The organism is Vibrio sp. JZG120 (assembly GCF_053890955.1).
The window spans coordinates 1-26,560 of record NZ_JBSRRK010000007.1; the positions used below are offsets into that span (position 1 = coordinate 1).

26 protein-coding genes, 1 tRNA gene and 1 pseudogene are annotated in these 26,560 nt (G+C 43.8%); 18 read left to right on the plus strand and 10 right to left on the minus strand.

Translation table 11 applies throughout. From position 1 onward, the window contains the following. The 7 genes and pseudogenes from ACWPOD_RS15485 to ACWPOD_RS15515 all read left to right on the plus strand — a co-directional run. Nucleotides 1–106: pseudogene (locus tag ACWPOD_RS15485) on the plus strand (electron transporter RnfC); the annotation flags it as partial. Further along, nucleotides 106–1,152: an electron transport complex subunit RsxD gene (gene rsxD, locus ACWPOD_RS15490; RefSeq protein WP_012841573.1), complete on the plus strand. Its 1,047-nt coding sequence runs from the start codon at nucleotides 106–108 to the stop codon at nucleotides 1,150–1,152. The pseudogene ACWPOD_RS15485 and the gene rsxD, both read left to right, overlap by 1 nt. A gap of 7 nt (nucleotides 1,153–1,159) precedes the next feature. Beyond that, nucleotides 1,160–1,792, plus strand: a complete 633-nt coding sequence (rsxG, locus tag ACWPOD_RS15495; protein WP_456232038.1) for an electron transport complex subunit RsxG — start codon at nucleotides 1,160–1,162, stop codon at nucleotides 1,790–1,792. Further along, on the plus strand, nucleotides 1,792–2,484 hold the full coding sequence (locus tag ACWPOD_RS15500) for an electron transport complex subunit E (RefSeq protein ID WP_054867993.1): 693 nt from the start codon (nucleotides 1,792–1,794) through the stop codon (nucleotides 2,482–2,484). Before rsxG ends, ACWPOD_RS15500 begins: the two co-directional genes overlap by 1 nt. A 64-nt stretch (nucleotides 2,485–2,548) precedes the next feature. Next, nucleotides 2,549–3,190: an endonuclease III gene (nth, locus tag ACWPOD_RS15505; RefSeq protein WP_167426365.1), complete on the plus strand. Its 642-nt coding sequence runs from the start codon at nucleotides 2,549–2,551 to the stop codon at nucleotides 3,188–3,190. A gap of 32 nt (nucleotides 3,191–3,222) precedes the next feature. Further along, the gene (gene gloA / locus ACWPOD_RS15510) at nucleotides 3,223–3,639 is read left to right on the plus strand and encodes a lactoylglutathione lyase (RefSeq protein ID WP_005380739.1); all 417 of its coding nucleotides are present in this window, start codon (nucleotides 3,223–3,225) and stop codon (nucleotides 3,637–3,639) included. Between the two features lie 150 nt (nucleotides 3,640–3,789). Beyond that, a complete protein-coding gene (locus ACWPOD_RS15515; protein ID WP_005384886.1) occupies nucleotides 3,790–4,224 on the plus strand; it encodes a DUF2753 domain-containing protein in 435 nt (144 codons plus the stop codon). Between the two features lie 120 nt (nucleotides 4,225–4,344). Here ACWPOD_RS15515 and motY read toward each other — a convergent pair whose 3' ends face one another. Together motY and ACWPOD_RS15525 are read right to left on the minus strand one after the other, a co-directional pair. Then, the gene (motY, locus tag ACWPOD_RS15520) at nucleotides 4,345–5,226 is read right to left on the minus strand and encodes a flagellar protein MotY (protein WP_053808838.1); all 882 of its coding nucleotides are present in this window, start codon (nucleotides 5,224–5,226) and stop codon (nucleotides 4,345–4,347) included. Continuing rightward, nucleotides 5,204–5,332 carry a hypothetical protein gene (locus tag ACWPOD_RS15525; protein WP_456232039.1) on the minus strand — a complete coding sequence of 43 codons (129 nt, stop codon included), beginning with the start codon at nucleotides 5,330–5,332 and terminating at the stop codon, nucleotides 5,204–5,206. Before ACWPOD_RS15525 ends, motY begins: the two co-directional genes overlap by 23 nt. A 157-nt stretch (nucleotides 5,333–5,489) precedes the next feature. Between ACWPOD_RS15525 and rnt the strand changes: the two genes are divergently transcribed. Then, on the plus strand, nucleotides 5,490–6,134 hold the full coding sequence (gene rnt / locus ACWPOD_RS15530; protein ID WP_005396536.1) for a ribonuclease T: 645 nt from the start codon (nucleotides 5,490–5,492) through the stop codon (nucleotides 6,132–6,134). Nucleotides 6,135–6,162: 28 nt separating this feature from the next. After that, on the plus strand, nucleotides 6,163–7,488 hold the full coding sequence (locus ACWPOD_RS15535) for a Na+/H+ antiporter family protein (protein ID WP_005396535.1): 1,326 nt from the start codon (nucleotides 6,163–6,165) through the stop codon (nucleotides 7,486–7,488). 75 nt (nucleotides 7,489–7,563) lie between these two features. Here the strand turns inward: ACWPOD_RS15535 and ACWPOD_RS15540 are convergent, their stop codons facing one another. Together ACWPOD_RS15540 and ACWPOD_RS15545 are read right to left on the minus strand one after the other, a co-directional pair. Further along, nucleotides 7,564–8,193: a DsbA family protein gene (locus ACWPOD_RS15540; protein ID WP_167426364.1), complete on the minus strand. Its 630-nt coding sequence runs from the start codon at nucleotides 8,191–8,193 to the stop codon at nucleotides 7,564–7,566. 74 nt (nucleotides 8,194–8,267) lie between these two features. After that, on the minus strand, nucleotides 8,268–8,603 hold the full coding sequence (locus ACWPOD_RS15545; RefSeq protein WP_017635833.1) for a Grx4 family monothiol glutaredoxin: 336 nt from the start codon (nucleotides 8,601–8,603) through the stop codon (nucleotides 8,268–8,270). A gap of 284 nt (nucleotides 8,604–8,887) precedes the next feature. Here ACWPOD_RS15545 and sodB point away from each other — a divergent pair, with 284 nt between their 5' ends. The 3 genes from sodB to ACWPOD_RS15560 all read left to right on the plus strand — a co-directional run bounded on the left by sodB (nucleotide 8,888) and on the right by ACWPOD_RS15560 (nucleotide 11,006). Beyond that, complete coding sequence (gene sodB, locus ACWPOD_RS15550) at nucleotides 8,888–9,472, plus strand: superoxide dismutase [Fe] (protein ID WP_005396533.1); 585 nt, start codon at nucleotides 8,888–8,890, stop codon at nucleotides 9,470–9,472. A 155-nt stretch (nucleotides 9,473–9,627) separates the two neighbouring features. After that, nucleotides 9,628–10,131: a VC2046/SO_2500 family protein gene (locus tag ACWPOD_RS15555; RefSeq protein ID WP_012841566.1), complete on the plus strand. Its 504-nt coding sequence runs from the start codon at nucleotides 9,628–9,630 to the stop codon at nucleotides 10,129–10,131. A 191-nt stretch (nucleotides 10,132–10,322) separates the two neighbouring features. Then, a complete protein-coding gene (locus ACWPOD_RS15560) occupies nucleotides 10,323–11,006 on the plus strand; it encodes an SDR family oxidoreductase (protein ID WP_046874522.1) in 684 nt (227 codons plus the stop codon). Between the two features lie 141 nt (nucleotides 11,007–11,147). Here the strand turns inward: ACWPOD_RS15560 and adhE are convergent, their stop codons facing one another. Next, complete coding sequence (gene adhE, locus ACWPOD_RS15565) at nucleotides 11,148–13,850, minus strand: bifunctional acetaldehyde-CoA/alcohol dehydrogenase (RefSeq protein ID WP_012841564.1); 2,703 nt, start codon at nucleotides 13,848–13,850, stop codon at nucleotides 11,148–11,150. A gap of 650 nt (nucleotides 13,851–14,500) precedes the next feature. Here adhE and ACWPOD_RS15570 point away from each other — a divergent pair. Both ACWPOD_RS15570 and ACWPOD_RS15575 read left to right on the plus strand, forming a co-directional pair. Continuing rightward, a complete protein-coding gene (locus ACWPOD_RS15570) occupies nucleotides 14,501–15,139 on the plus strand; it encodes a YchE family NAAT transporter (protein WP_005396528.1) in 639 nt (212 codons plus the stop codon). Between the two features lie 35 nt (nucleotides 15,140–15,174). Next, entirely contained in the window at nucleotides 15,175–16,038 is an 864-nt protein-coding gene (locus ACWPOD_RS15575; protein WP_005396527.1) for an ion transporter, read from the plus strand. A gap of 55 nt (nucleotides 16,039–16,093) precedes the next feature. On the opposite strand, the gene asd is transcribed toward ACWPOD_RS15575, so the two are convergent. Next, nucleotides 16,094–17,209 carry an aspartate-semialdehyde dehydrogenase gene (asd, locus tag ACWPOD_RS15580; protein WP_005396526.1) on the minus strand — a complete coding sequence of 372 codons (1,116 nt, stop codon included), beginning with the start codon at nucleotides 17,207–17,209 and terminating at the stop codon, nucleotides 16,094–16,096. Nucleotides 17,210–17,639: 430 nt separating this feature from the next. Between asd and nhaC the strand changes: the two genes are divergently transcribed. Continuing rightward, nucleotides 17,640–19,073 carry a Na+/H+ antiporter NhaC gene (gene nhaC, locus ACWPOD_RS15585; RefSeq protein WP_005396525.1) on the plus strand — a complete coding sequence of 478 codons (1,434 nt, stop codon included), beginning with the start codon at nucleotides 17,640–17,642 and terminating at the stop codon, nucleotides 19,071–19,073. An 88-nt stretch (nucleotides 19,074–19,161) separates the two neighbouring features. Here the strand turns inward: nhaC and ACWPOD_RS15590 are convergent, their stop codons facing one another. The 3 genes from ACWPOD_RS15590 to yejK all read right to left on the minus strand — a co-directional run bounded on the left by ACWPOD_RS15590 (nucleotide 19,162) and on the right by yejK (nucleotide 22,827). Next, the gene (locus tag ACWPOD_RS15590; protein WP_104972004.1) at nucleotides 19,162–20,325 is read right to left on the minus strand and encodes a chemotaxis protein; all 1,164 of its coding nucleotides are present in this window, start codon (nucleotides 20,323–20,325) and stop codon (nucleotides 19,162–19,164) included. A 104-nt stretch (nucleotides 20,326–20,429) separates the two neighbouring features. Beyond that, a complete protein-coding gene (locus ACWPOD_RS15595) occupies nucleotides 20,430–21,746 on the minus strand; it encodes an Hpt domain-containing protein (protein ID WP_456232040.1) in 1,317 nt (438 codons plus the stop codon). Nucleotides 21,747–21,828: 82 nt separating this feature from the next. After that, nucleotides 21,829–22,827, minus strand: a complete 999-nt coding sequence (gene yejK / locus ACWPOD_RS15600; RefSeq protein ID WP_456232041.1) for a nucleoid-associated protein YejK — start codon at nucleotides 22,825–22,827, stop codon at nucleotides 21,829–21,831. A gap of 85 nt (nucleotides 22,828–22,912) precedes the next feature. On the opposite strand from yejK, the gene ACWPOD_RS15605 reads away from it, so the two are divergent. The 3 genes from ACWPOD_RS15605 to ACWPOD_RS15615 all read left to right on the plus strand — a co-directional run bounded on the left by ACWPOD_RS15605 (nucleotide 22,913) and on the right by ACWPOD_RS15615 (nucleotide 25,216). After that, nucleotides 22,913–23,140: a YejL family protein gene (locus ACWPOD_RS15605; RefSeq protein WP_005380722.1), complete on the plus strand. Its 228-nt coding sequence runs from the start codon at nucleotides 22,913–22,915 to the stop codon at nucleotides 23,138–23,140. A 22-nt stretch (nucleotides 23,141–23,162) separates the two neighbouring features. Continuing rightward, the gene (locus ACWPOD_RS15610) at nucleotides 23,163–24,971 is read left to right on the plus strand and encodes a DUF3413 domain-containing protein (RefSeq protein WP_456232042.1); all 1,809 of its coding nucleotides are present in this window, start codon (nucleotides 23,163–23,165) and stop codon (nucleotides 24,969–24,971) included. Between the two features lie 154 nt (nucleotides 24,972–25,125). Further along, a tRNA-Ser gene (locus tag ACWPOD_RS15615) sits at nucleotides 25,126–25,216 on the plus strand. A gap of 191 nt (nucleotides 25,217–25,407) precedes the next feature. Here the strand turns inward: ACWPOD_RS15615 and ACWPOD_RS15620 are convergent. Continuing rightward, a complete protein-coding gene (locus tag ACWPOD_RS15620) occupies nucleotides 25,408–26,331 on the minus strand; it encodes a histone deacetylase family protein (protein WP_456232043.1) in 924 nt (307 codons plus the stop codon). Nucleotides 26,332–26,560 lie beyond the last annotated feature (229 nt).

The window sequence follows — 26,560 nt, forward strand, 5'->3', positions numbered from 1 at the left end:
AACTGAAGATCCGAAAAAAGCGGCTGTCGCTGCTGCTATTGCGCGCGCGAAGGCTCGCAAAGCGCAGCAAAAAGCTAATAAAAATAATACTGAGGAGAACGAGTAGTGTCGTTTTTTATTGCCAGTTCACCGCATACCCACAGCCGTCGTAGCACACCTGACTTAATGAAATGGGTGGCACTTTGTGCTCTCCCAGGTTTAGCGGCTCAGACCTACTTCTTTGGGTGGGGAACGCTTATTCAACTGATTTTTGCCATCGCAGTCGCTGTATCACTTGAAGCCTTAGTTATGGTATTCCGTAAACGTTCGCCGATGCGAGCACTACGTGATAACAGTGCGATCGTTACCGCTTGGTTATTAGCCGTTGCTATCCCACCATGGTCTCCGTGGTGGATTATGGTGATCGGACTTATTTTCGCGATTGTAATCGCTAAACACCTATATGGTGGCCTTGGTCAAAACTTATTCAATCCTGCCATGGTCGCTTATGTGGTCTTGTTGATCTCATTCCCAGTGCAAATGACGAGTTGGAGTGCCCCGACGTCACTCATACCTGATCACGTAAATTTTGCAGATACACTCTCTTTAATTTTTACGGGCTATGATTACGACGGCTTATCGCTTCAGCAAGTTCGAACGGGGGTTGACGGTGTGACAATGGCGACGCCACTTGATGCATTTAAGACCGGCATTCATACAGGTGCAACCCCAAGCGAAGTACTGTCGCAGCCAATATTCGATGGATTAGCTGGCATTGGTTGGCAATGGGTAAATCTTGCCTACTTACTTGGTGGTTTAGTGATGATCAAAAAACGCATCATCCAATGGTATATCCCCGTAGGCTTCCTAGCGAGCCTGACGCTATTTAGCCTCGTGTTCAGCTTGCTGACCCCAGGGGAAACTGCGTCGCCAATCTTCCACTTGTTATCAGGTGCAACCATGCTTGGCGCATTCTTTATTGCAACCGATCCCGTGTCGGCGTCTACCACCGTTAAAGGACGTTTGATCTTTGGCGCGCTTATTGGTGCTTTGGTCTTTATCATTCGCAGTTGGGGCGGCTTCCCTGATGGTGTTGCATTCGCAGTGTTACTTGCAAATATGTGTGTGCCACTGATCGATTACTACACCAAACCTAGAACTTACGGTCACTGAGGTAAACATGTTAACCGCTATTAGAAAAAATGGTCTGACACTTGCGATCTTTGCCTGTGCAACAACCGGATTAGTCGCCTTTACTCAGTACCTAACAAAAGACCAAATCAAGATACAAGAACAACAACAATTGCTTTCTGTTTTGAATCAAGTCATTCCAGAAAATATGCATGACAACGCACTCACGCAAGCCTGCACTATGGTCACGTCACCAGAACTGGGGACATTGCGTGCGATGCCAGCCTACCTCGCCACAAAGAATGGTGAACCGACAGCAATCGCAATAGAATCCATCGCGCCAGATGGCTACAATGGTGAGATAAAAGTTATTACTGGGATTGACAATCAGGGCAATATTTTGGGGACACGCGTCTTAAGCCATCAAGAAACCCCTGGCCTGGGCGACAAAATTGATCTTCGTGTCACCGACTGGATCCTGAGCTTTACGGACAAACAAGTCACGGAAAGTAACTGGAACTCATGGAAAGTTCGTAAAGATGGTGGTGATTTCGATCAATTTACTGGTGCAACGATCACGCCTAGAGCCGTCGTAAAAGTGGTGCGAAATACCGTTAACTACGTAAACCAATCTCGTGAAGACATTCTTAGCCAGCCTTTGGGCTGTGAAGGAGAGCAGTAATGAATGAGAATAAATTGCTGATGAAAAACGGTATGTGGAGTAATAACCCTGCTCTCGTACAGCTGCTGGGTCTGTGTCCACTACTAGCGGTTTCTTCCACAATAACCAATGCCTTAGGTCTTGGTATTGCAACCTTATTAGTGCTGGTCGGCTCCAACGTCACGGTTTCTCTTATTCGTAATTACGTACCAAAAGAGATCCGCATTCCTGTATTCGTGATGATTATTGCCTCACTTGTTACCTGCGTTCAGTTATTGATGAATGCCTATGCGTATGGTTTATACCTGTCTCTTGGTATCTTTATTCCTCTGATTGTAACGAACTGCATCATTATTGGTCGAGCTGAAGCATACGCTTCAAAAAATGATGTTGCGCCTGCAGCATTAGACGGTTTATGGATGGGTCTTGGTATGACAAGCGTTTTGGTCGTGCTAGGTGCCATGCGTGAGTTAATTGGTAATGGCACGCTATTCGACGGGGCAGATCTGCTATTAGGAGACTGGGCATCCGCTCTCCGCATTCAAGTTTTCCAATTTGACAACAGCTTTCTGCTAGCGCTTCTTCCACCCGGTGCATTTATCGGTGTTGGTCTGTTGATAGCGCTTAAAAATGTCATCGATAATTCAGTCCAGGCACGTCAACCAAAAGAAGAAAAACCAACCATAGAACGTGCTCGCGTCACCAACGCATAACAAAATAAGGCTCTGTCATAGGAGCCTTTTTCATAAACCGCAGAGACGGTATTGGAAGTCAGCAATGAACAAAATAAAAAGAATCGAAATTCTTGAGCGATTACGAGAAAACAATCCGAATCCTCAAACTGAGCTTAACTGGAGCTCCCCTTTTGAACTGCTAATCGCGGTATTACTATCAGCGCAAGCAACCGATGTAAGTGTCAATAAAGCCACCGACAAGCTTTTCCCTGTCGCTAATACACCGAAAAGTATTCTCGATTTGGGAGTTGATGGCTTAAAAGAATACATAAAGACCATCGGTTTATTTAACTCAAAAGCAGAAAACACTATCAAGACTTGTAAGATCTTGTTGGAAAAACACAATGGTGAAGTTCCTGAAGATCGTGCAGCGTTAGAAGCGCTACCAGGCGTAGGTCGCAAGACCGCAAACGTCGTGCTCAACACCGCTTTTGGTTGGCCAACCATTGCCGTCGATACGCACATTTATCGCGTGTCGAATCGTACTAAGTTTGCAATCGGCAAAACGGTTGATGATGTCGAGCAAAAGCTATTAAAAGTTGTGCCAAAAGAGTTCAAACTCGATGTGCACCACTGGCTCATTCTTCATGGCCGCTACACGTGCTTGGCGAGAAAGCCTCGCTGCGGTAGCTGCATTATTGAAGATTTGTGCGAATATAAAGAGAAAGTATATCCAGATAGCTAACGCTATTTGAAAATCAAAGCTAGGAGCAAAAAATGTCAAATGGTCGAATTCTCCACACTATGCTTCGCGTAGGTGATCTAGACAAATCCATCAAGTTTTACACTGAAGTTATGGGCATGCAGTTGCTTCGTACGAACGAGAATAAAGAGTACGAATACACACTGGCGTTTCTTGGCTACGGTGACGAATCCCAAGGTGCTGTGATCGAGCTAACTTACAACTGGGGTAAAACTGAATATGACCTAGGTACTGCTTTTGGTCATATCGCCATTGGTGTTGATGATATCTACACAACTTGCGACGCTATCAAAGCGGCGGGCGGTAATGTGACGCGTGAACCAGGTCCAGTAAAAGGCGGAAGCACGCACATTGCATTCGTAAAAGACCCAGATGGTTATATGATTGAGCTTATCCAAAACAAGCAAGCTTCAGCAGGTCTTGAAGGCTAAGCGGCACTTCTAATAATCACTTGTACTGCAAGTTGAACATCGATTACAGGCAGGTCTGCGATCTGCCTGTTCTTTTATAAACAAAACACTTTACTTGATAATAATTATCGTTTAGATTTATTCGCAACTTCGATATGCGGGATTACGATAATGATCAGTGAATGGGAAAAACACACACTTCTAGCCGATACGGCACTTCAACTAGATGACCCTGTTCGCAGCATTCTTCATTACCAGCAAGCCCTAAGCCTGAGTGAAGATATTAGCGAATGTGTGGAAATTGAAGCAGACGAGCGATTATTAATTTCTGTGATTTCTTGTCATAACTTAGCTCAGTTCTGGCGTTGGGCCGGAGACACTGACTATGAACTCAAATACCTTCAGCTGGCTTCAGAGAAAGTCTTAACACTCATCCCACAATGCCCAAATAAAGAATGTGCAAGCTTTATCGACTCAATAGGATGTTGCACTAAAGCATTAATAGACTTCATGAAACGTCACCCTAATCCGGCTATTGCCAAACAGGTTGAAAAAATCGATACCGCAACAAATTGCGAAGTCATTGCCAAATTCCGCTTAAACTAACATTCAAATTATACAGCCGGAATCACCGAAAGGTACTTAGCAAAATCCTATTAAAATATTATTAACAACGTCAGTAAATTAAAAACGCCGAAGCTTTCAGCTTCGGCGTTTTTATATTCGTTACACTTGGGTTCGCCCGAGTGATATTACGACTCGGCGGTTTTTGTCTTTTCCTATTGGCGAGCCATTATCTGCAATAGGACGACGCTTGCCGTACCCTTGCACTTGAATTCGATCTTCCGGTAGCCCTAGAGACTGAAAATAATCACGAAGTGACTCTGCACGTCGCTCAGATAAACTTTGGCTCGCACTTTTGCCATCGGTTGAATCGGTGTACGTCGCCACCAGCACGAGATCGATATCTTGATTATGTCGGATATAATCTGCAATTTGTGATAAACGCTTTTTGGAAGCCTTGGTTAACTGATCGCCTTGTCTTTCGTAGTGCAAAATCGTAAAGGCAATGTCTTCAAAACTGTATTTCAATAAATTGGAAATACAGTCGCTAAACGCGTTGTACTTATTTTGAAACAGCACGGATGACAATGCGACTTCAATTCTCTGATCTCGGCTCTGCCAATCCTGATAACTAAAGGTCGGATAACGCCCTTTTTCCAGCTCAGACAAAATGCCCCATGCTGTTTGCCCTCCGACATAACCATCAAACTGTTTAAAAAACTTTAGGTTTGTAATTCGATCGGCGTGTTCACCTGGCCGCCAAGGTGGCGGCATAGAGATGAGACTGACGTTACGTGTTTCTCCCATCGGACGACGCATTTTTAACTCAAAGTCTAAATTGATTTTTTTATTCGCACGAGATGAAAATACCGCATCTCCAAAACTTGGAATAGGGTGAACAAGTTGGCATTCTAACGGTGTGTTGACCACCATTTCCCATTGAGATTGCTGTGGAGTGGCAACATAACGTTTACCCATCACAGCAAAACTGCTTGTGCTAAACAACGAAAATATAACGCCACTAGTAATCAGCCATTTCTTCATCTAAGTACTGTCTCTTAAACGGCAGTCTGTTGCCGTCAATTTGAATCAATAAAACCACTTCACCCGGCATGCAAGAACCTCGCCAACGTGCGAAATATCGTAACATTACGATTAACGTTAATCATGGTAACTCAATCACACGAAATGCGATCGAGCGTATTGATGAGATGCAAAATAGAATTCCGTTTTTCTCCTAAATTGCGGTTTTTCTCGTCGGTATAATCTGCAATAATGCAGCCTTCGTCACACAAAAATAAGCCGACATGACAATAGAAAATGAAGCTCTGACCTTGAAAAAACGCTTTCGTGGTTATTTCCCTGTGGTAGTAGACGTTGAGACCGCAGGTTTCAATGCTCAAACTGATGCACTTTTAGAAATTTGCGCCGTTACGTTAAAAATGGACGAAGATGGCGTGTTGCATCCGGCCTCCACCATTCATTTTCATGTTGAGCCATTTGAGGGCGCTAACTTAGAAAAAGAAGCGCTAGAATTCAATGGTATTCGTGACCCATATAGCCCTCTTCGTGGTGCAGTTTCTGAGCAAGAAGCGTTAAAAGAGATTTATAAACTTATTCGCAAAGAACAAAAAGCCGCAGATTGCTCGCGCGCAATTATGGTTGCCCATAACGCAGCATTCGACTTAGGTTTTGTAAATGCAGCCAATGAGCGCTGTAAACTAAAAAGAGTCCCTTTTCATCCCTTTGCTACTTTTGACACGGCAACATTGAGTGGCCTTGCTTATGGTCAAACGGTTCTCGCGAAAGCATGCAAAACGGCCGGGATGGAATTCGATAATCGTGAAGCACACTCAGCGCTTTACGATACACAAAAAACAGCAGAATTATTCTGCGGTATTGTCAACAAATGGAAGGCCCTCGGCGGTTGGCCGCTTGCTGACGAAGAATAATAAGTAAACACAACATATTAGGAAAAGTATGAATCCTGTCGTTATATCAGTGTGCGTCATGCTCGTGTTAGCATTGATGCGCGTAAACGTGGTGGTTGCCCTCACGTTTAGTGCCATCGTTGGTGGCCTTGTCGCAGGCATGAGCCTTGGAGACACAGTTGCCGCGTTCGAAAGTGGTTTAGGTGGCGGTGCGACTATCGCTCTGAGCTACGCAATGTTAGGTACTTTCGCCGTTGCCATCTCTAAATCTGGCATCACGGACCTACTGGCAAAAAGTGTTATCAAGCGCTTAAACGGTAAAGAAAACTCGGCGTCAACTACCGGGTTAAAGTACGCGGTGTTAGTCGCGCTCGTTCTTGTCACTATGTCATCTCAGAACGTAATTCCGGTCCATATCGCCTTTATTCCAATTTTGATTCCACCTCTTTTGGGCGTATTTGCGAAACTTAAGCTCGATCGACGTTTGGTCGCGTGTGTTCTTACCTTTGGTTTGATCACACCTTACATGATCTTACCTGTTGGTTTCGGCGGCATTTTCTTAAACAACATTCTATTAAAGAACCTACATGACAACGGTTTGGAGAACGTGGTTGCAAGCCAAGTTCCAACTGCAATGTTACTGCCAGGTGCTGGTATGTTGTTTGGTCTATTGCTGGCGATCTTTGTTAGCTACCGTAAACCGCGCATCTACGAAGAAACGGAGTTGACTGTCGTTCACGAGACAGATCATGCTATCAATAAAAAGCACATTTTGGTGGCTGCTCTTGGTATTGTCGCCGCATTGGGTGTTCAGCTTTACACTGGCTCAATGATTATTGGTGCTCTAGCTGGCTTTATGGTGTTTACTTTTGGCGGTGTGATAGCTTGGAAAGAAACGCACGATGTCTTCACAAAAGGCGTGCATATGATGGCTATGATTGGTTTCATCATGATCGCTGCCGCAGGTTTTGCTGCGGTAATGAAGCAAACAGGTGGCGTTGAGACATTAGTACAGTCTCTCTCTACGAGCATTGGTGATAATAAGCCGCTTGCAGCACTACTGATGCTGATCGTTGGCCTGCTAGTAACAATGGGCATTGGTTCATCGTTTTCAACCATTCCAATCTTGGCGACAATCTACGTTCCACTCGCGTTGGCATTTGGTTTTTCGCCAATGGCAACCATCGCACTTGTTGGTACTGCTGCCGCTTTGGGTGATGCTGGTTCTCCAGCGTCCGACTCGACATTAGGCCCTACATCTGGTCTAAATGCCGACGGTCAGCATGAGCACATTTGGGAAACGGTTGTTCCAACCTTTATCCACTACAACATTCCACTGATCATCTTTGGTTGGATTGCTGCAATGGTGCTTTAGTACCTTTGTTTGATGGATATACTTAGTTACGAAAAAGCCGCTCATTGAGCGGCTTTTTGTTATTTGAAATCGCGATTATTGCGCTGACATATTGTCAATAATACGCTCACGTATCAGTTTCAAGGTAGGCTCTGTTGACAGATAATCCACGGCAATCGGGAAATAAGCGTCGTTAATTTGAAGAACCAAGCTAGGGTAAGAATCCACGCCTAGGCTCTTTGCAAGACTCAGTTGATCTTGGAACACACCTTCTAAGAAAGAGCCGTCCATATCGTTCTTGAACTGCTGAACATTCAAACCAATTTCTTTAGCTAGCTGCAAGTGAGTCGCTTCTTCATGAGGAGGCATCGCACGTAAGTAATACGCATGTTGAATCGCTTCTAGCATCTGCTCATAAGAATCTTGAAAGCCCGCTGCGATAACTGCGCGACAAGATTGGTAAGTGCTTCTTACTGGCGTACAAAGCTTCCAAAAATCGTAGTTAAACTTGGTGCCCAACTGACGCTCAATCTGCTTCCAAATACCTTCGAGTTTTTGTTGCATCTCTGGTGGCATCGGCAAACTAGTATCTGGCGCAAGACCACCCACCACATACTCAAACTGAATAACGCCTGGCAGTTGCTGTTTCAATTTATCAAGCGTCGGTTTGTAACCCCAACACCAACTGCACATTGGGTCATGCACGTAGTAAAGCTTTATGTTCATTCCACTAACCTAAAAAGAAAAAGGAGCCAGTACGGCTCCTTCGTATTCTATCGCTAAATGTGAGTATTTACGAATTACTCAGCTTGATCTTCAGCGCGCGCTGCAGCTTCTTTGATTAGAGGCTGAAGTTCACCTTTTTGGAACATTTCTAGAATGATATCGCAACCGCCGATAAGCTCGCCTTCAACCCATAGTTGAGGGAATGTTGGCCATTGTGCGTACTTTGGTAGCTCAGCACGGATATCTGGGTTTTGCAGAATGTCTACGTAAGCGAACTTCTCACCACATGCCATTAGAGCCTGTGACGCTTGAGAAGAGAAACCACAGCTTGGCAGTTTCGGTGATCCTTTCATGTACAGCAGGATTGAGTTTTCAGAGATCTGCTGTTTGATTTTGTCGATAGTTTCCATCGCTTCCTCATTCATGGGTTTGAACTTTGTTTATTTGCCACATTCTACTCAATAACGACAGAATAAAAACCATATAATTAATAAGGCTTAAATTCAGGTTGCTTGATGGCGAACAATTGAGCACTTCACAGCCGCTAACCCCTTAAAATATTTTCATATCGGGGTTTTAATAAAGTAAAAACTTGCTAAAATACTTAGCAAGTCAGCCTTAAAGGCTACATAGCTATAAAAAACACTGGAAGCAATCGAAAGGTCATCCTTTCAAATCAATGGAGAATCGAGTAATGGCATTTGAACTACCAGCTCTTCCTTACGCGAAAGACGCACTAGAACCACACATCTCAGCAGAGACTCTAGACTACCACCACGGTAAGCACCACAACACTTACGTTGTTAAGCTAAATGGTCTTATCCCTGGCACTGAGTTCGAAGGCAAAACTCTAGAAGAGATCATCAAGACTTCTACTGGTGGCGTATTCAACAACGCAGCGCAAATCTGGAACCACACGTTCTACTGGCACTGTCTTGCTCCAAACGCGGGCGGCGAACCAACAGGCGCAGTTGCTGACGCAATCAACGCAGCATTCGGTTCTTTCGAAGAATTCAAAGCGAAGTTTACTGATTCAGCAATCAACAACTTCGGTTCTTCATGGACTTGGCTTGTTAAGAAAGCTGACGGCTCTCTAGAGATCGTTAACACTTCTAACGCTGCTACTCCTCTAACAGAAGAAGGCACAACACCACTTCTAACTGTTGACCTGTGGGAACACGCATACTACATCGATTACCGCAACGTACGTCCTGATTACATGAACGGCTTCTGGGCACTTGTAAACTGGGACTTCGTAGCTGAGAACCTAGCGAAGTAATTTTACTTCCCCCTAAGTTCAATTTAGTCTTATTTTAAAAGCTCGCTGAACCAGCGAGCTTTTTATTTTTCGCTTAAAAACTCCAATTTAATCTCTTCTTTTTCCTAAAGTTCTTCTCAGACACGCCGTTAAAATGGCATCGAGCGAGGAACATCATGCAAATTCATACTTTAGACAAAGCGGCAATTATTAACGAACTTCAGTTCGGCAATGGTATAAACCATGCTGTCCACGAAGGACGTCGTGCCGATTTTGCACTGATTTTGTCGATGTTTTCTAACGATGTACGCGACGTTGTACCTGTAGAGGAAATCAAAGAAGTAGCCACCAGCGAAGATATACTCCGTCAACAACTTGAATTGTCAACGCCTCAAGCTCTTCGTTCTGATAGCAGCAGCTATGAGCTAGCAGCACAGCAAGCAAAACAATTCCACGGTGCAGGTCTACCCTCAGCGAAACTGAGTCACTACTTGAAACCAGACGCCCTGACCTACTTGCCGGAAGATACGTTTAATCTTCCTGAAGACGTTTATCACAACCTATCCGGTCATGAGCGACGCAAATTGGGCGAGCGCAACAAAAACCTCATCCCAGATGCAGGGCTATACAATCAACTAGTGACGGCTCAACGTCAGTATCAAATTCAACTGCAAGTATAGAGATCATTGTTCAACCAACAGCTTGCAGTATCCACAGTCAGAAATGTGACGCCTTACAAATTACCGCACAATAGTCCTCATCCAAAAGCGTTAGTTTGAAGTCTTTCACACTGAGCCTTTCTAATTTCAACCATGCTAATAGCACAAACCACTGGTGTATTTTTTTCACACAGGGATACAGTGAAGGTGTTATGGATATTAAAGAATCAATTATTCTCGTCACGTCTGCAGGTTCTGTTATAGGAAGGACTTGTGCTAGTCACTTTGCTCACCTTGGAGCGACGTTGATTCTTTGTGACCAAAACTCTAGCGCTCTAAAAGCGAGCTATGAGCAGATTAGTGCCTTCACAGATAAAGTCTATGCGATGAATGTGTGCAGTGATAACACAACGTCCATTAACTTACTGTTTGATCAAATAGAATCGCAGCTGCGTGCGACACCAGACGTGATAGTCAATTGCTGGACGAGCTCTCCCATGCCAGGCTTGATGGCTCCCGAACCTATGAGTACTTACATTGATCACTTGTCTTCTGCTGCACGCTTCCTCTACACCTATGGCCAGGTGGGAGCCGAACGATTTCGCGCTAGAAATAAGAAAGGGGTAATAGTTAACGTCATTTCCCATGACAGCCATGAAGATTTAACGGGAGTCGAAAGCATGGCTGCTTTGGTGTCAGGTTTTACTCACAGTTGGGCAAAAGAGCTCACTCCATTTAATATTCGGGTGGGTGGCGTCATTCCTTCGGTAAACCATACAAGAGAAGAACTTAACGAAAGACACTGGGCCGAGATCCAAGATGAATTGGTTCGCAATACTGCATATATCGTATCAAATGAGTATTTTAGTGGCAGAGTGGTTGCTACAGAAGTATGAATGGACAACGTGTTTGTTGCGTCAATGGATCGCTATTACTCAACTTTCTCAACAAAAAAGCCCCAGTCAAATGACTGGGGTTTTTACTTTTTCCCGGTTAAGGTTTCGTGCTAGCGAAAACCTTACTCACACGACTCTTGATTACGCGTCAGCTTTTTCTTTCTTTGCTTTAGGCGCCGCTTTCGCTGCTTCTTGGTCTGCTTTCTTCTTGATAACTGTTGTACCTTCGAAAGTTTCACCTTCAACGAATGCTTTACCGTAGTAAGAAGCCATTAACACATCTTTAAGTTCGCTAATTAGTGGGTAGCGAGGGTTCGCACCAGTACATTGGTCATCGAACGCTTCAACTGCTAGCTCATCAAGTTTCGCGATAAAGTCTGCTTCAGCTACGCCTGCCGCTTGGATAGACATTGGGATGTCTAGGTTCACTTTTAGCTCATCCAACCATGCTAGTAGACGTTCAATTTTCTGAGCAGTACGGTCACCAGCTTGGCTTAGACCTAAGTGGTCAGCAACTTCAGCGTAACGACGACGTGCTTGTGGGCGGTCGTATTGAGAGAACGCTGTTTGTTTAGTTGGGTTATCGTTCGCGTTGTAACGTACAACGTTAGAGATAAGTAGTGCGTTTGCTAGGCCATGTGGAATGTGGAACTCAGCACCTAGTTTGTGCGCCATTGAGTGACAAACACCTAGGAATGCGTTAGCAAATGCCACACCAGCGATAGTTGCTGCGTTGTGTACTTTCTCACGAGCGATTGGGTCGTTAGCGCCGTTCGCGTAGCTTGAAGGTAGGTATTCTTTTAGCATCTTAAGTGCTTGTAGAGCCTGACCGTCAGAGTATTCATTCGCAAGAACAGATACGTAAGCTTCTAGAGCGTGAGTTACTGCATCGTAACCACCAAATGCTGTTAGAGACTTAGGCATGTTCATCACTAGGTTCGCATCAACGATAGCCATGTTTGGCGTGATTTCGTAGTCAGCTAGTGGGTATTTAGCGCCAGTCTTGTCGTCAGTAACAACCGCAAATGGCGTAACTTCTGAACCAGTACCTGAAGTTGTAGTGATACATACAAGCTCAGCTTTTTGACCCATTTTAGGGAACTTGTAAATACGTTTACGGATGTCCATAAAGCGCATTGCTAGTTCTTCGAAGTGAGTTTCTGGGTGCTCGTACATTACCCACATGATCTTCGCAGCATCCATTGGTGAACCACCACCTAGCGCTAAGATAACGTCTGGTTGGTAGCTAGCCATTTGAGCCGCACCTTTCTCTACTACAGAAAGCGTTGGGTCAGCTTCAACATCGAAGAATGTTTGAACTTCCATGCCTTGAGCTTTCAGTAGGCTTACTACGTCATCTGCGTAACCGTTGTTGAATAGGAAACGGTCAGTTACTAAGAATGCGCGTTTCTTACCTTCTAGGTCGCCTAGAGCAATTGGAAGGCTACCACGACGGAAGTAGATTGACTTAGGTAGTTTATGCCACAACATGTTTTCAGCTCGCTTCGCTACAGTTTTCTTGTTGATTAGGTGTTTAGGACCTACGTTCTCAGAGATAGAGTTACCACCCCATGAACCACAACCTAGAGTTAGAGAAGGCGCAACGTTGAAGTTGTACAAGTCACCGATACCACCGTGAGTAGTCGGGATGTTGATTAGGATACGAGCTGTCTTCATCTTGTCACCGAAGTAACGGATACGGTCAGCGTTAGTATCTTGGTTAGTGTAAAGACCAGATGTGTGGCCGATACCACCAATCTCAACCATAGTTACCGCTTGAGCAACCGCGTCTTCGAAGTTGTCAGCACGGAATAGACCTAGAGTTGGAGATAGTTTCTCGTGAGCGAATGCGTCATCGTGAGACACTTTACCTAGACCTTCACCAACAAGGACTTTCGTGTCTGCTGGAACTTTAACGCCTGCCATTTCAGCGATTGCCGCTGCTGGCTGACCTACGATTTTCGCGTTTAGCGCGCCATCGATAAGAAGAACTTTACGAACTTTTTCAGCTTCTGCTTTGCTTAGTACGTAAGCTTTGTGAGAAGCAAAACGCTCTTTCACTTCATCGTAAACTTCATCAACGACGATTGCAGCCTGCTCAGAAGCACATACTACGCCGTTGTCGAAAGTCTTAGACATCAGGATAGAAGCCACTGCACGTTTGATGTCAGCAGTTTCGTCGATAACAACAGGAACGTTACCTGCACCTACACCGATTGCTGGTTTACCAGAAGAGTAAGCTGCTTTAACCATGCCTGGGCCACCAGTTGCAAGGATAAGAGCAATGTCATCGTGTTTCATAAGAGCGTTAGAAAGCTCAACAGAAGGTTGGTCGATCCAACCGATGATGTCTTTTGGTGCACCCGCTGCTACTGCTGCGTCTAGAACCAGTTTCGCTGCGTCGTTAGTCGAGTTTTTCGCACGTGGGTGTGGTGAGAAGATGATACCGTTACGAGTCTTCAGAGAGATTAGAGATTTGAAGATCGCTGTAGATGTAGGGTTAGTCGTTGGTACGATACCGCAGATGATACCTACAGGTTCAGCGATAGTCATAGTACCTAGGTTGTCATCCTCTTCTAGGATGCCACACGTTTGTTCGTCTTTGTATTTGTTGTAGATAAACTCAGAAGCGAAGTGGTTCTTGATTACTTTATCTTCAACAATACCCATACCAGATTCTTCAACCGCTTGTTGAGCTAGCGGGATACGGGCTTGGTTAGCTGCAAGCGATGCTGCACGGAAGATTTTGTCTACTTGCTCTTGAGAGTAAGTAGCGAACTCTTCTTGCGCTTTCTTAACGCGAGCAATCATTGCATCTAGTTCAGCCATATTAGTTACAGGCATAGGGAATCTCCTAAAATTAACAAATATTAAAAACTTTTTACTAAGGCTATTACTTATCGTTTTTACTGTTTATCAGTCACTTAGAAAACAAACGTCTTAGTAAATTGCTTTCAGGACTGAGTATAATATTTCAGAGTGTGAAAAAAATTGACTTGGATCAGTTCTCACGACCTAAATACCACCAAAGTGGTGCCCCATCACACCAAAACGACATAACTCACTGATAAACAAATAAATTAATCTTCACTTTTTATTGAACAAAAAAGAAGCAAATAGACAAATAAATAAAAGAAACTACAACAACCTGTAAAAAAGTTTCATTTTTAGCCAACAAAATTACATGTAGGCCCAATTCCTTGTGCTACTGAGAGTATATCGAACCGAATACATCTCTCTACAAACCACCTTATTTTTTATCAAAAGTGTGCGAATGTTAACGTTTATGTAAAACAGCACGCTTTGACAGCAACTTTATACGCAACAATTCTTTTCCAGATTAGATACAGTTTATTAAAGAATTAGTTTTTCTCACTAAAACAGTAGGAAATGCGTTAGTTTTTTTCATTTCTTCCAACCCAACTTTTGCCTTACATTACGCCCAAATTACCCCTTCTCCTTTTCACTAATGTGAACTTTAATGAGTACGCAACATGCAAACTTTTGAACTTGCTATCTTCTTGCAGTTTTTTCTTGGTTTGGTCGCCGCAGTAAACCCTGTTGGTATCATGCCTGTGTTTGTGTCACTAACCGGACATATGACACCAGACGAAAAGCGCAATACGGCAACCACAGCGAACGTGGCTGTTGCGATCATCCTGATCATTTCGCTCTTTGCTGGCCAGTTACTATTAGATATGTTCAGCATTTCTCTGGATTCGTTTCGTGTTGCAGGTGGGCTACTGCTGCTTAGCATCGCGTTCTCGATGATGAGCGGTAAACTGGGGGAAGATAAACAAAACAAACAGGAAAAATCAGAATACGTGAGTCGCGAGCAGATCGGTGTTGTTCCTCTTGCGATGCCGCTAATGGCAGGACCAGGCGCAATCAGTTCGACTATTGTTTACGGTGCACGCTACCCAAGCATGTTTGATACGGTAGGCATCAGCATTACAATTGGCTTGTTCTGTCTATGCTCGTGGCTGTTGTTCCGCTCTGCCCCACTGATCGTGCGATTTTTGGGCCAAACTGGTATCAACGTGATTACCCGTATCATGGGTTTGATATTAGGCGCATTGGGTATTGAGTTTATCGCCAATGGTTTACGCAACTTATTTCCAGGATTAGCCTGAGTTTCTATAAAATTGTATGATAGAGCGATTCAACAATGGATCGCTTTGTCATGACGACTGACTCTCTCAAACATACTCTATATGTCACCATTTTTGGTACTCATACCAAAGCTGGTCGAACCTTCGATATTGCACTCATTATCGCGATTATCAGTTCTCTAATCGTACTGGTCTTAGACTCAATACCATCCGTGCGCGCCGAATGGGCAAAAGAGCTAAAATACTTGGAGTACACTTTTACCGGTTTATTCACTATTGAGTATTTTCTCCGACTTTACTGCTCTCCAAAACCAGCGGCCTATGCGAAGAGCTTTTATGGCGTCGTTGATTTACTCGCGATTTTACCTACTTACTTAGCACTGTTTTTCCCTTCTGCCTCCTTTATGGGCGTAATAAGAGCACTGCGAGTCATGCGAATATTCCGCATACTCAAGTTGGTCCGCTATCTTCAAGAGTCCAACATCCTCTTACGCTCTCTACTGATGGCGCGTAGAAAGATTTTTATCTTCTTTAGCTCTGTCGCCATTATGGTCACGATCTTTGGGTCACTGATTTTTGTCATTGAGGGGCCTGAAAACGGATTTACTAGCATTCCGAAAAGTATTTATTGGGCTATTGTGACCATCACAACGGTTGGATATGGTGACTTGGTACCTCAAACAGATCTCGGAAAAGGGCTTGCCTCACTCACTATGTTGTTGGGTTATTCAATTTTGGCGGTCCCTACTGGTATTTTCACAGCAGAGCTTCACCAAGAAATGCAATCGCACAAAGTATTAGTGAAGTGTCCGAACTGTTCTCACGCCGGGCACGACTCTGATGCGACTTACTGTAAACACTGTGGTAGTGAACTGGCCGATCCTGACAAACGCGTTGTTCGTGGAGAAGACGAAGCATAAAAAAGAGCTCCCTAGGGAGCTCTTTTATTTTGTCATCAAACAAAGATTGATGTGATTATGCTTTCTCAGAAAGAATAATGCGTAACGTACGACGCAATGGTTCTGCTGCGCCCCAAAGTAGTTGGTCACCAACAGTGAAAGCATTTAGGAAGTCATCACCCATTGCCATCTTACGTAGACGACCTACTGGTACGGACATAGTGCCTGTTACTTTTGCAGGTGTAAGTTCTTGCGCAGTAATGTCACGATCGTTAGGAATCACTTTAACCCAGTCGTTATGAGTGGCGATGATTTCTTCGATTTCATCCATTGGGACATTTTGCTTAAGCTTGATAGTGAGAGCTTGAGAGTGACAGCGCATCGCACCAATACGGACACAAGTACCATCAATTGGCACAGGCGAGCTTTGTGAGCCCAAGATTTTGTTTGCCTCTGCGCCCGCTTTCCACTCTTCTTTACTCTGACCGTTATCACGTTTCACATCGATCCACGGAATAAGCGAGCCAGCTAGTGGTACACCGAATTTATCGGTAGGGAAAGAACCGCTGCGCATTGTGTCTGCAACTTTTTTATCAATATCTAGGATAGAGCTTGATGGGTTTGCAAGTTCGGAACTTACAGAGTCATTGATAACGCCCATTTGCGAGATCAGTTCACGCATGTTTTGCGCGCCAGCACCAGAAGCGGCTTGGTACGTCATTGCGCTTGTCCACTCAACAAGGCCTTTCTCGAATAAGCCACCTAGACCCATTAGCATTAAACTAACCGTACAGTTACCACCAACAAATGTGTTCGTGCCACCGTGGATGCCTTGTTGGATTTGCTTTAAGTTCACAGGATCAAGCGTGATGATGGAATCTTCCGCCATACGTAACGTAGATGCGGCGTCAATCCAGTAGCCTTTCCAACCGGCTTGTCGAAGTGCTGGGTAAACTTTTTCTGTGTAGCTACCACCTTGACATGTAATTACCGCATCAAGCTGTTTTAAGCTTTCAATATCATACGCGTCTTGCAGTAAGCCTGCGTCTTTTCCTAAGTTAGGAGCAGGAATACCAACTTGAGAAGTACTGTAGAATACTGGTTCGATTAGGTCGAAGTCTTTCTCTTCAACCATACGCTGCATAAGGACTGAACCAACCATACCGCGCCAACCAACTAAACCAACTCTCATCGTATTAACTCTCCATGTATTAAAAAACCTACCCCATAGTTAATTTTTCGCATCAAAATCTCAACCCCTATTTTGTAAATAAGCCTATTTTTTAACCTTTTCCTATGAAAATTCGTGTTAAACGAGATTTTTTAGTGTTTGGTTTGCGATTTCGGCCATTTTTCAAGTAGGGAAAGCCCTGTTACTCCAAATTGGTCTTACCACTCAGTGATAAAATAACACATGAAGCACAATAATTTCACATTGCACAACATTTAAAACCAAAAAAGTTAAAACAAACTAACAGTTAATTTCACAAGCAAACGTTTTTGCCGACGAACATCAAGATAAAACACCAAATATTCGAAATATAATTTTTGTTAATGTATGTTATGCGCGATTACAACAAGGAGCGCCTTCCTCTATTGCTCCAAGATTGACAGAGGCACATATGAAGCAAGTTACACCACGCCTACCAAGCTTGATACAGGTATTTATCTCGCTCGGTTTATTTCTACTGCTGGCATTTTCGTTCACTGCCAAGCTAGACCTACCGATCCAGCTAGCGCTGTACATCGGTTGGTTCATTATCATGATATTAGGCATTAAGCTTGGTCATCAGTACAAAGATCTGGAAAAAGCTGCACTAAATGGCATTTCCAATGGACTTGGAGCCGTCTTAATTCTTCTTGCCGTTGGCGCGCTTGTTGGTACGTGGATCTCTGGTGGTATTGTTCCAACCATCATTTACTACGGCCTTAAAGCAATTCACCCTTCTATCTTTTTGCTCGCAACCATGATCATCTGTTCATTGACTGCGCTAGCGACTGGCACCTCTTGGGGCGCTGCTGGTACTGCTGGTATTGCGATGATGGGTATTGGCCAAGGCCTTGGCGTTCCTGCACCAATTACAGCTGGTGCGGTGCTTTCAGGTTGTTACTTTGGTGACAAAATGTCGCCTCTATCGGATTCCGTCATCCTTGCTTCATCTATGTCTAACGTTGAAGTAATGGAACATATTAAAGGCATGCTGCCGATCGCACTCATTAGCTACATTATTACAGGCATTATGTTTACTGCATTTGGTTTCCACTACGCAGGTCAAGTTGACATGAGCCAGGTAGACTCTGTAATTAAAGCGATGGAGCAGCAATTCTACATCACCCCTTACTCATTTGTTCCTGTGATCATCGTATTGTCACTTCTAGCAATGCGTATGCCTTCATTCCCAGTGATCAGTTTTGGTTCTCTGCTCGGTATTATTTGGGCAGTAATGATTCAAGATGTGGACTTCCTAACCGCGTTCAACACCGCTTGGGCTCCGTTTGCGATTTCTTCAGGCGTAGATTTCATTGACTCAATTCTTAACCGTGGCGGCATGTCTTCAATGCTTGGCTCGGTTGCTGTCATCGTATTCGGCCTTGGCTTTGGTGGTCTACTAGATAAAGTGGGTGTGTTAGAAACTATCGCTAAGCTGTTTGAAAAACGCGTTCAAAGTGCAGGTTCACTGGCAACAAGTACAATCGGTACAGCCTTTATGGGGAACGTATTTGGTTCAGCGATGTACGTTTCACTTATCCTGACACCAAAAATCTGTGCGAAGAACTACGATCGCCTAGGCTACAAACGTAAGAACTTGTCTCGTAACGCAGAGTTCGGCGGCACATTAACATCTGGTATGGTTCCATGGAGTGACAACGGTATCTACATGGCAAGTATTCTGGGTGTTGCGACACTGTCTTATGCACCGTTCATGTGGCTAAGTTTTGTATGTATCATTGTGACCATCATCAGTTCCTACATGGGTTGGTTTGTTGATAAATGCGAACCAACGGCGGAAGCAGTTGAACAAGCAGAAGGTGAACTGAAGCAGCAAACCGCTTGAGTTCGCATAGATAGGAAGAATCTCTCTTCCGAGTGAAAGACAAAGAAAAAGAGCGCATTAGCGCTCTTTTTTATATCTCAACCAAACGTTAACTTTGTTTGGCTTGCGTTTTCACTGCTGCACGCTTACCAAACCAATAGCCCAAGCCAAGTGGTGCAAAGAATATAACGGCAATGAACAAGATGAAGTAGATAATGGTACTTTTAACGAGATCAATCAGCTTGGTCATCGCTAAACTGACCACTTCCTGCGAGACTCGGTCCATATCTTGAGCAAACTTCTCACGCTCATGGGTAATGATCTGCGCAATTTCTTGACGCTCTCTGGCTACCATCAGCTCTAAAGCTTGGCGCTCCTCACCCAATTGAGATAAACGCGCTTGCGTTTTTTGGTCAATATCGTCAACCAAAGGTTGTAACTCTACCGCCATTTGCTCTGCCAAATAGCGCATGTACTCTGGATTGTTATCAATAAAGTCCTTCATCGAATCAGCCGTAACTTGTAGGCTATTTAGCGCAGCATTAACTTTTTCGATGCTGGCAGAGCTATTTAATGCTAATAACTGCGCCTTCCAAGTCATAATTTTGGGGGTCTGTTCTGATACAAGGCTTAGACGATCCGAGACATCCCCTAATGCTTCTGGCATTGTACCTAGCGTAGTCACTGCCTCTTCCTCGCTAATTTGATTCGCATCTAACCACCCACGGTAAGCTGGCGTCCTGATCATACTTAAGTCAGCGAATGGATGTTGCTTAACGAACTCTGCAACAAACGCTTGTGTCTTGATGTACGCTTCTTGTTTCAACAGAGATTGAGCCAGTTTATCCACCTCTTTCGCTAAGTGAGCAGAAACTAACTTTGCCTCATCTGTCGCAAATAGTTCATTACCAGGGCCAGTCGTAAAGAATTGATCCATCTGTAGCGTAAAAGTCCAAGTATCAATCAGTGCTGCCATTGGCGAGACTTGGTATGCTGCGGCTTGAAGACCTTCTTCAGCATTTATCTTCCAAAGCAAAATATAAGATTGATGGACTTTATCATGCGGCTCATATTGATCGTGCAATGCATCAGCAGCTTGCTCTACCTGAGCAAAAAACTGTTGCGCATACTCACGAGTCAGGAGACGCATATTAAGCTCTTGTTTGGTAAGAGGGACGGTTTGACTCTCGATTTTCACTTCTAACAGGGAGCACCCTGAAAGCATCACCACCAACCCTATCAACATCATTGAAGACAATCGACGAACGGACATGAAAGTACCCTTAACAAATTGTATGGAACAGGAATAAAGCGAACTAAGTCATATAGTTCGGGCCTTTAATACCCCAACTCTGATGATTGTAAGTCAGAGCAATATCAATCTGTTAGCGCTTCTTGTATCTTTTCACTATTGAGAACGTGGTTAGCGAAAAGTATGGTTTGCTTTAGGACATCATCTAAACGTGTCAGTTTCTCTTCCGGCACTTTTTGCCCTTGTTTAATCAACAGTTCAATATCACCCGAAATGCAGTGCAATGGCATTGCCCCTAAACTTCCCGAGACCCCTTTAAGACTATGAGCCGCTCTTTGCGCTTGCTCTTTATCCTCTTCTAATAGCCGATGCATTTTTGAACCATCGCCAGAGTGATCCTGAATAAAGACTTCAAGTAACATTCGCACCGCGCTTTCATCTCCCGATAGCGAGTCCAGCATCTTATTGATATCTATATACGGCTCACGTTCCACGACTTCCACTTGCGATGTGTTCGGCTCATTAGGGCTCTGTTCGTTAACTTGGCTGCTTTGAGAGATTTCGGACTGAGCAGAAAAAACAACGTAAGACCCACCAACTTGCTCAGACTCTTTATCCTCTGCTCTTGATGGTATTAGCGGCTGAACGGTTCTTTGGGAGAAAAGCCCCCATGAAATAAGAGAAAGAAATAAACCACTGATTACTGACGACCAAGTAACAAAGGTCATCAACTTTTGTTCCAACTGGTCATTTATCGAAGTTAACTGGTTCGGGAAATCAGGATTAAGCAGTTGATTAACTAGATAGCTGCCTTGCGCCTTGGCAGATAGCGCGCTTGAAGTCTGGGCTAGTTGACGCTGAAAAGCACTTCGCTCTTGAGGAGAAAGCGTGTCCGACTCGATAAAGAGTCGGTCTAAATCACGATAAGTATCGCTATTCGTTGCTGAGTCACTAAAAATAGACTCCAAAACAAGTGCGCCTAAGCGATAGTACATTGATTGAATTTGCTCAGAGTTTTCATCTCGGGCGCGGCTTCTTCGCAACTGCTCGGCTAATGAGACTAGCTCACTGTCACTTCCTACAAAGGCTCGAGCACTTTCTAAAAATCGATCGGTCGCATAAAGCAATTGAGTAATATCTGGTGTGATTTTTCCTTCAGAAAACTCACTTTCAAGCTGTAAGCGAACTGCATAGGCTAACTGAAGTTTTAGTGAAACTTGGTCGACGTGCTTAACACGATAAGGCAGATCGAAGTTAAAAAAATGTCTGACTTCTTCGACTTTGCTTCCTAGCTCATTCACTGTTGAAATGGTTTGAATCGTTTGTTTGGCTTGCAACCAAATCCCTAGCGCTAAAACACACCATAAAACGAACCAGAACCAAACAAACCGCCTCATTCCTTCTTTTAGCTTCAGCAACACTCGCCCCTCGCATATCTCCATTAATTACAAGCATATACTATGGATGTTTCTTATTCACATAAAAAAAGAGAGCCATTGGCTCTCTTAATTTGACGATATGGTTTTAGTTGCGACTCAACTGATCTTTTAGATTTGGTGGCGTACCTTTAATCGTTAAGGTATCCGTCTCTGGGTCATAAAAAATACGCTCGCCAAGCAATAGGCTATCAAAGCTAATATTCAAGCCACCGCCAGCGCCAACAAATTTAGTCAGCTTGCGAACCGTCGCACGGTCACCTGGGAAAGATTCTTCAAGTTCGTACCCTTGCTCTTTGGTGAAATCCATAAAGCTTGTGCCATCTTGGCTTGGAGGAAGCTCTCCAGAAAGCTCTGAGATTTGAACCTCATCACCGGATTTAATTTGCTCATTGCAGTAATCGTAAACTTGTTTCTTGTACTCGTTCACTTCTTGCTTTTCTAGCTTCGAGTCAGCACAAAAATCATCCACTGCCTGCATCAACACTAAGTTTTGTTGTTTAGTATCTAAGCCGATGTCCGCTTGCAGGAAATCTAGGAAGAAATCCGCCACTTTACGGCCGACGCGTCCCTTGATGTATTGCAAGTAACGATTAGATTCCTTGTCAGTGTCGTAGCTCGACAAGTCAATGCGGGCCGCAATATCCATTTTGGTGATATCTAGGTAATCCGTCGCACTGATGTCCAAACCTTCGGTCACTTTTAAACTTTGGTTCATTGGTAAGATACCGATGAACAAATAGTCCGTTGCTAAACTCTGATACTCAGCGAAAACCAAAATACCTTCATCCGCAAATGGGTACTTAATCAACTCTTCTTTCAAGCGATTTGCACTAATTTGTGAGAAGTCGTAAAAATCTCGCTCTCCTTTGCGCATTTCTTGAAGCCAAAATTGAAATTCGCTGTCTGACTGGAAAGAGCCAAAACCTTTACCAGCTTTAGAATGGAATACTCGGTGAAGCTCAGCGACTAAGTTTTCAGTAGATGCATCGTTCTCTAATGATGCTGGACGTAAGTTTACAACTAGCTCGTCCTGATCGTTTTTGCACAGTTGATGCAGAATAACGTTTGAAAGATGAAGGCTCATAGTGATTTTATCTTGCTACAAGGTTTTAGTTGATGGGCATTGTAGGTTATCATAAGCCGCTTTTACTATCATTATTAGAGTCTTTATGCCGATTACATCTAAATATACTGACGAGCAAGTAGAGAAAATTCTTGCTGAAGTAGCAACAGTTCTTGAAAAACACGCTGCTTCTCCTGAGTTGACGCTAATGATTGCCGGAAATATCGCAACCAATGTCTTAAATCAACGTGTTGCTGCTTCACAACGCAAAGCGATTGCTGAAAAATTTGCTCAGGCGCTGATGTCTTCTTTAGAAACACCAAAAACACACTAATAACGGACAATAGAACACATACATGGTAGACAGCGGAAACTCATACGGCGAACGTGTATCTCGACTGGTTGGTTGGGGTCACTGGTTTGCATTCTTCAATATCGTTGCATCGATGTTGATAGGCACACGCTACATTGTTCAGTCTCCTTGGCCCGAGACGTTACTTGGTCAGTTTTATCTGGCGGTTTCTTGGGTTGGTCACTTTGGCTTTCTAGTTTTCGCGCTTTACTTGCTCGTTCTATTCCCGTTAACGTTTATCCTGCCATCGCGGAAATTGTTCCGTTTGGTGGCAGTGATTTTCGCGACCGTTGGGCAAACCATATTATTGATTGATACCCAAGCGTATCAGTCGATCAATTTGCACTTAACTCCTGTCGTTTGGGAGTTACTATTCAGCGAAGATAAAAGTGCACTCAGCACTGATCTTCAACATCTGTTTGTTGTAATGCCGCTGATCTTCCTTATTCAGCTCGCTCTATCCGAATGGGTATGGCGAAAACAGCGCAAACTTTCTCATAAGCACGTAGGACGTCCTCTAGCAGCTGTATTTTTCCTCAGTTTTATGACCAGCCATTTGGTTTATATTTGGGCAGATGCATACTTCTACAACCCAATTACCAGTCAGCGTTCAAACTTCCCATTGTCTTACCCGATGACGGCAAAGAGTTTTATGGAAAAACATGGTCTACTTGACCGTGAGGAATACCTAAAACGCTTAGCGGAAAATGAAGGCAACGTAGAGTTAGTCAATTACCCTCTAGAAAAGCTAGAGTTTAACCGTCGAGTCAATAAGCTCAACGTGTTGATGATCAGCGTAAATAACCTGCGTGCAGACGCGCTGAATCCAGAAGAGATGCCTAACCTCTATGAGTTTGCCGAAAACAATCAGAACTTCCGTAATCATTACAGTTCAAGTAATGATACTTACGGGGCTTTCGGTTTGTTCTACGGCTTACCAACCAGTTACGCCTCAAGCATCAAGGCGCAAGGTGCTTCGCCGGTGTTACTCGATGTACTGAAAGATCAGGGTTACAACTTCGGCTTATTCAGTGGCAGCGGGTTTGAAGATGATCTCTACTCAGAGATTATTTTCCGCGACTTAAAACTAGCGGAAGACCTCGATGGCACACAAGCTCATACCGATAAGCAATCTATCGCGAACTGGAATACATGGTTAACAGAGAAAGCGAGTCAACCATGGTTTAGTTACATCGAAGTCACCACCGTTGATAATTTTGAATCGATCCCTTCCAATAATGACGAAGAAATGTCCGCAAGTGATCGCTTCAAAAAAGCTTATGAATATGCGGTAAAATCAGCGGATAAAACCATCGCTAGCATTATTGCTGAGCTTGACAAAAATGGACTATTAACAAATACCATCGTGATTATCACTTCTAATCACGGTAGTGAGTTTAATGAAACAAACACGAACAGCTGGGGCGCAAACAGCAACTACAGCCGTTATCAGTTACAAGTTCCTATGGTAATCCAATGGCCAGGAATGTTGGCTGGTGAATTTAATCACAGCACAAGCCACTTGGACCTTTCGGTCACGTTGTTGCAGGATATGCTCGGTGTATCTTCCAACCCATATGATTACAGTAGTGGTCGTAACCTATTTGACGAAAGTCGTCGCCGTTGGATCCTAGCGGGTGACACTCGTGAGCTTGCCTTAATTACTAGCTCACAAACCACAGTGATCGATAAGTTTGGCAACTACAAGTTGTATGACAAAAATTACAAACGACTTCGAGATGATGCACCGAAGTTGCCAGTTTTGATGCAAGGTTTAACTGAGTTACAGCGTTTTTATTCTAAAAACGATTAATACCTAGCAATCCATATACTATTCAAACTCCCCTTTTTGGGGAGTTTTTGTTTATTTAAACAACACAAACCACAAATTTGCGCAGTAAACATCCAATCAGTTCAACTAGGGGTTTACAACATTTTCAAAGCCTTATATTATGCGCCTCAACAACGGAGAGATGGCTGAGTGGTTGAAAGCACCGGTCTTGAAAACCGGCATACGTTAATAGCGTATCTAGGGTTCAAATCCCTATCTCTCCGCCACATTTAGAAAAAGCCCGCTAAGAAATTAGCGGGCTTTTTCGTATATCCAGATTTGAAAAGATTTGTACAAATCCCTCCTTGAATACAAGCCCAGCAATCGCCACATTCAAAAAGAGCACGCTTAGAAATTAACGACCTTTTCGTTTCAGTGTCCCGTTTTGAATCAGGTTGATACTCACGTCTAGTTGTATTTACTTACCAACAAAGACTTCTTTAGCGGCATTAATGAGCTGCAAATGAATTGGGACAAGGTCTGCATGATTCGTTCGATATCCACCTCCGACGACAGCTGCGACAGGGATACCTCGCGATTTCATTGTTTGCATTAAAAATCTATCACGTTCTAAAATCCCTTGCGTCGAAACATCAAAATATCCCAACTCATCGTCTTGATGTATATCAACACCAGCATCGTAGATAACCAAATCAGGACGATGAAGATTAAGCGCCATATCGACCACTTCCTTAAACGCCATTAAAAAATCCTCATCACCGGTCCCTCGTACCAAAGGCACATCTAGATCAGACTGAGGCTTTCTAGCCGGGAAGTTTTTGTCACAGTGGAAAGAAAGCGTGATGATATCTGGCTCATCGTGACACAAAGTTGCTGTTCCATCCCCATGGTGAACATCACTATCAATGATCAATACTTTATCGACATGCTCGACTTCGAGCGCTTGCCTGGCCGCGATCACTAAGTCATTAAATAAACAAAAACCACTGCCAAACTCTTTGTGTGCGTGGTGATACCCGCCACTCAAATGAATGGCAACACCATACTCAAGTGCTTTATTTGCGGTCAAAGCCGTGCCCGCTGCTGAAGTTAACGTTCTGGTAATGAGAGACTCACTCCAAGGAAAACCTATTCGGCGCATTTTCGCAGCTTGCATGTTTCCATTCACTAGCAAGTCGACGTATTCCTGGTCATGAACACGTTTTACCTCCTCAACAGTCAGTGCTTCTGGCTGGAAAAACTGCACATGCTCTTTCCAGTCATCTTTCTCCATATGCACCAATACCGATTCATAGAGGTACTGGTATTTCATAATTGGGTAACGATGCCCCTCTGGCAACTCAAGTTGAGAATAAATCGGGTGGTAGATAAATGGCAGCATGAGAAATTCTTAATAACAATGGTAACGAAATAGTATCAACTTCAAGGGTTGAATAAAACGCAATTTAATTGATAATGATTTTCAATATCAATTAAATTTAATATACATATGAATTCTACTTTCTTTGCTATTCTCGGCGCACTGTTTGGCTCTCTTTGTGCTCTGTCCCTATTTTCATCTCTCGTTGTTGGTACGTGGTGGCTGGTTGATTTTATTGCGCTTAGCTAAC

What these genes read in the sequence shown, in the direction of transcription:
- ACWPOD_RS15590 (WP_104972004.1), bottom strand. Translation starts at nt 20,325, where the DNA reads ATGTCCGTTCGTCGATTGTCTTCAATGATGTTGATAGGGTTGGTGGTG.
- nhaC (WP_005396525.1), top strand. Translation starts at nt 17,640, where the DNA reads ATGAAGCAAGTTACACCACGCCTACCAAGCTTGATACAGGTATTTATC.
- motY (WP_053808838.1), bottom strand. Translation starts at nt 5,226, where the DNA reads ATGAAGAAATGGCTGATTACTAGTGGCGTTATATTTTCGTTGTTTAGC.
- ACWPOD_RS15515 (WP_005384886.1), top strand. Translation starts at nt 3,790, where the DNA reads ATGATCAGTGAATGGGAAAAACACACACTTCTAGCCGATACGGCACTT.
- ACWPOD_RS15525 (WP_456232039.1), bottom strand. Translation starts at nt 5,332, where the DNA reads ATGTTACGATATTTCGCACGTTGGCGAGGTTCTTGCATGCCGGGTGAA.
- nth (WP_167426365.1), top strand. Translation starts at nt 2,549, where the DNA reads ATGAACAAAATAAAAAGAATCGAAATTCTTGAGCGATTACGAGAAAAC.
- gloA (WP_005380739.1), top strand. Translation starts at nt 3,223, where the DNA reads ATGTCAAATGGTCGAATTCTCCACACTATGCTTCGCGTAGGTGATCTA.
- ACWPOD_RS15570 (WP_005396528.1), top strand. Translation starts at nt 14,501, where the DNA reads ATGCAAACTTTTGAACTTGCTATCTTCTTGCAGTTTTTTCTTGGTTTG.
- rsxG (WP_456232038.1), top strand. Translation starts at nt 1,160, where the DNA reads ATGTTAACCGCTATTAGAAAAAATGGTCTGACACTTGCGATCTTTGCC.
- ACWPOD_RS15610 (WP_456232042.1), top strand. Translation starts at nt 23,163, where the DNA reads ATGGTAGACAGCGGAAACTCATACGGCGAACGTGTATCTCGACTGGTT.
- ACWPOD_RS15545 (WP_017635833.1), bottom strand. Translation starts at nt 8,603, where the DNA reads ATGGAAACTATCGACAAAATCAAACAGCAGATCTCTGAAAACTCAATC.
- ACWPOD_RS15620 (WP_456232043.1), bottom strand. Translation starts at nt 26,331, where the DNA reads ATGCTGCCATTTATCTACCACCCGATTTATTCTCAACTTGAGTTGCCA.
- ACWPOD_RS15555 (WP_012841566.1), top strand. Translation starts at nt 9,628, where the DNA reads ATGCAAATTCATACTTTAGACAAAGCGGCAATTATTAACGAACTTCAG.
- ACWPOD_RS15540 (WP_167426364.1), bottom strand. Translation starts at nt 8,193, where the DNA reads ATGAACATAAAGCTTTACTACGTGCATGACCCAATGTGCAGTTGGTGT.
- adhE (WP_012841564.1), bottom strand. Translation starts at nt 13,850, where the DNA reads ATGCCTGTAACTAATATGGCTGAACTAGATGCAATGATTGCTCGCGTT.
- ACWPOD_RS15575 (WP_005396527.1), top strand. Translation starts at nt 15,175, where the DNA reads ATGGATCGCTTTGTCATGACGACTGACTCTCTCAAACATACTCTATAT.
- rnt (WP_005396536.1), top strand. Translation starts at nt 5,490, where the DNA reads ATGACAATAGAAAATGAAGCTCTGACCTTGAAAAAACGCTTTCGTGGT.
- ACWPOD_RS15500 (WP_054867993.1), top strand. Translation starts at nt 1,792, where the DNA reads ATGAATGAGAATAAATTGCTGATGAAAAACGGTATGTGGAGTAATAAC.
- sodB (WP_005396533.1), top strand. Translation starts at nt 8,888, where the DNA reads ATGGCATTTGAACTACCAGCTCTTCCTTACGCGAAAGACGCACTAGAA.
- ACWPOD_RS15560 (WP_046874522.1), top strand. Translation starts at nt 10,323, where the DNA reads ATGGATATTAAAGAATCAATTATTCTCGTCACGTCTGCAGGTTCTGTT.
- yejK (WP_456232041.1), bottom strand. Translation starts at nt 22,827, where the DNA reads ATGAGCCTTCATCTTTCAAACGTTATTCTGCATCAACTGTGCAAAAAC.
- ACWPOD_RS15535 (WP_005396535.1), top strand. Translation starts at nt 6,163, where the DNA reads ATGAATCCTGTCGTTATATCAGTGTGCGTCATGCTCGTGTTAGCATTG.
- ACWPOD_RS15605 (WP_005380722.1), top strand. Translation starts at nt 22,913, where the DNA reads ATGCCGATTACATCTAAATATACTGACGAGCAAGTAGAGAAAATTCTT.
- asd (WP_005396526.1), bottom strand. Translation starts at nt 17,209, where the DNA reads ATGAGAGTTGGTTTAGTTGGTTGGCGCGGTATGGTTGGTTCAGTCCTT.
- ACWPOD_RS15595 (WP_456232040.1), bottom strand. Translation starts at nt 21,746, where the DNA reads ATGGAGATATGCGAGGGGCGAGTGTTGCTGAAGCTAAAAGAAGGAATG.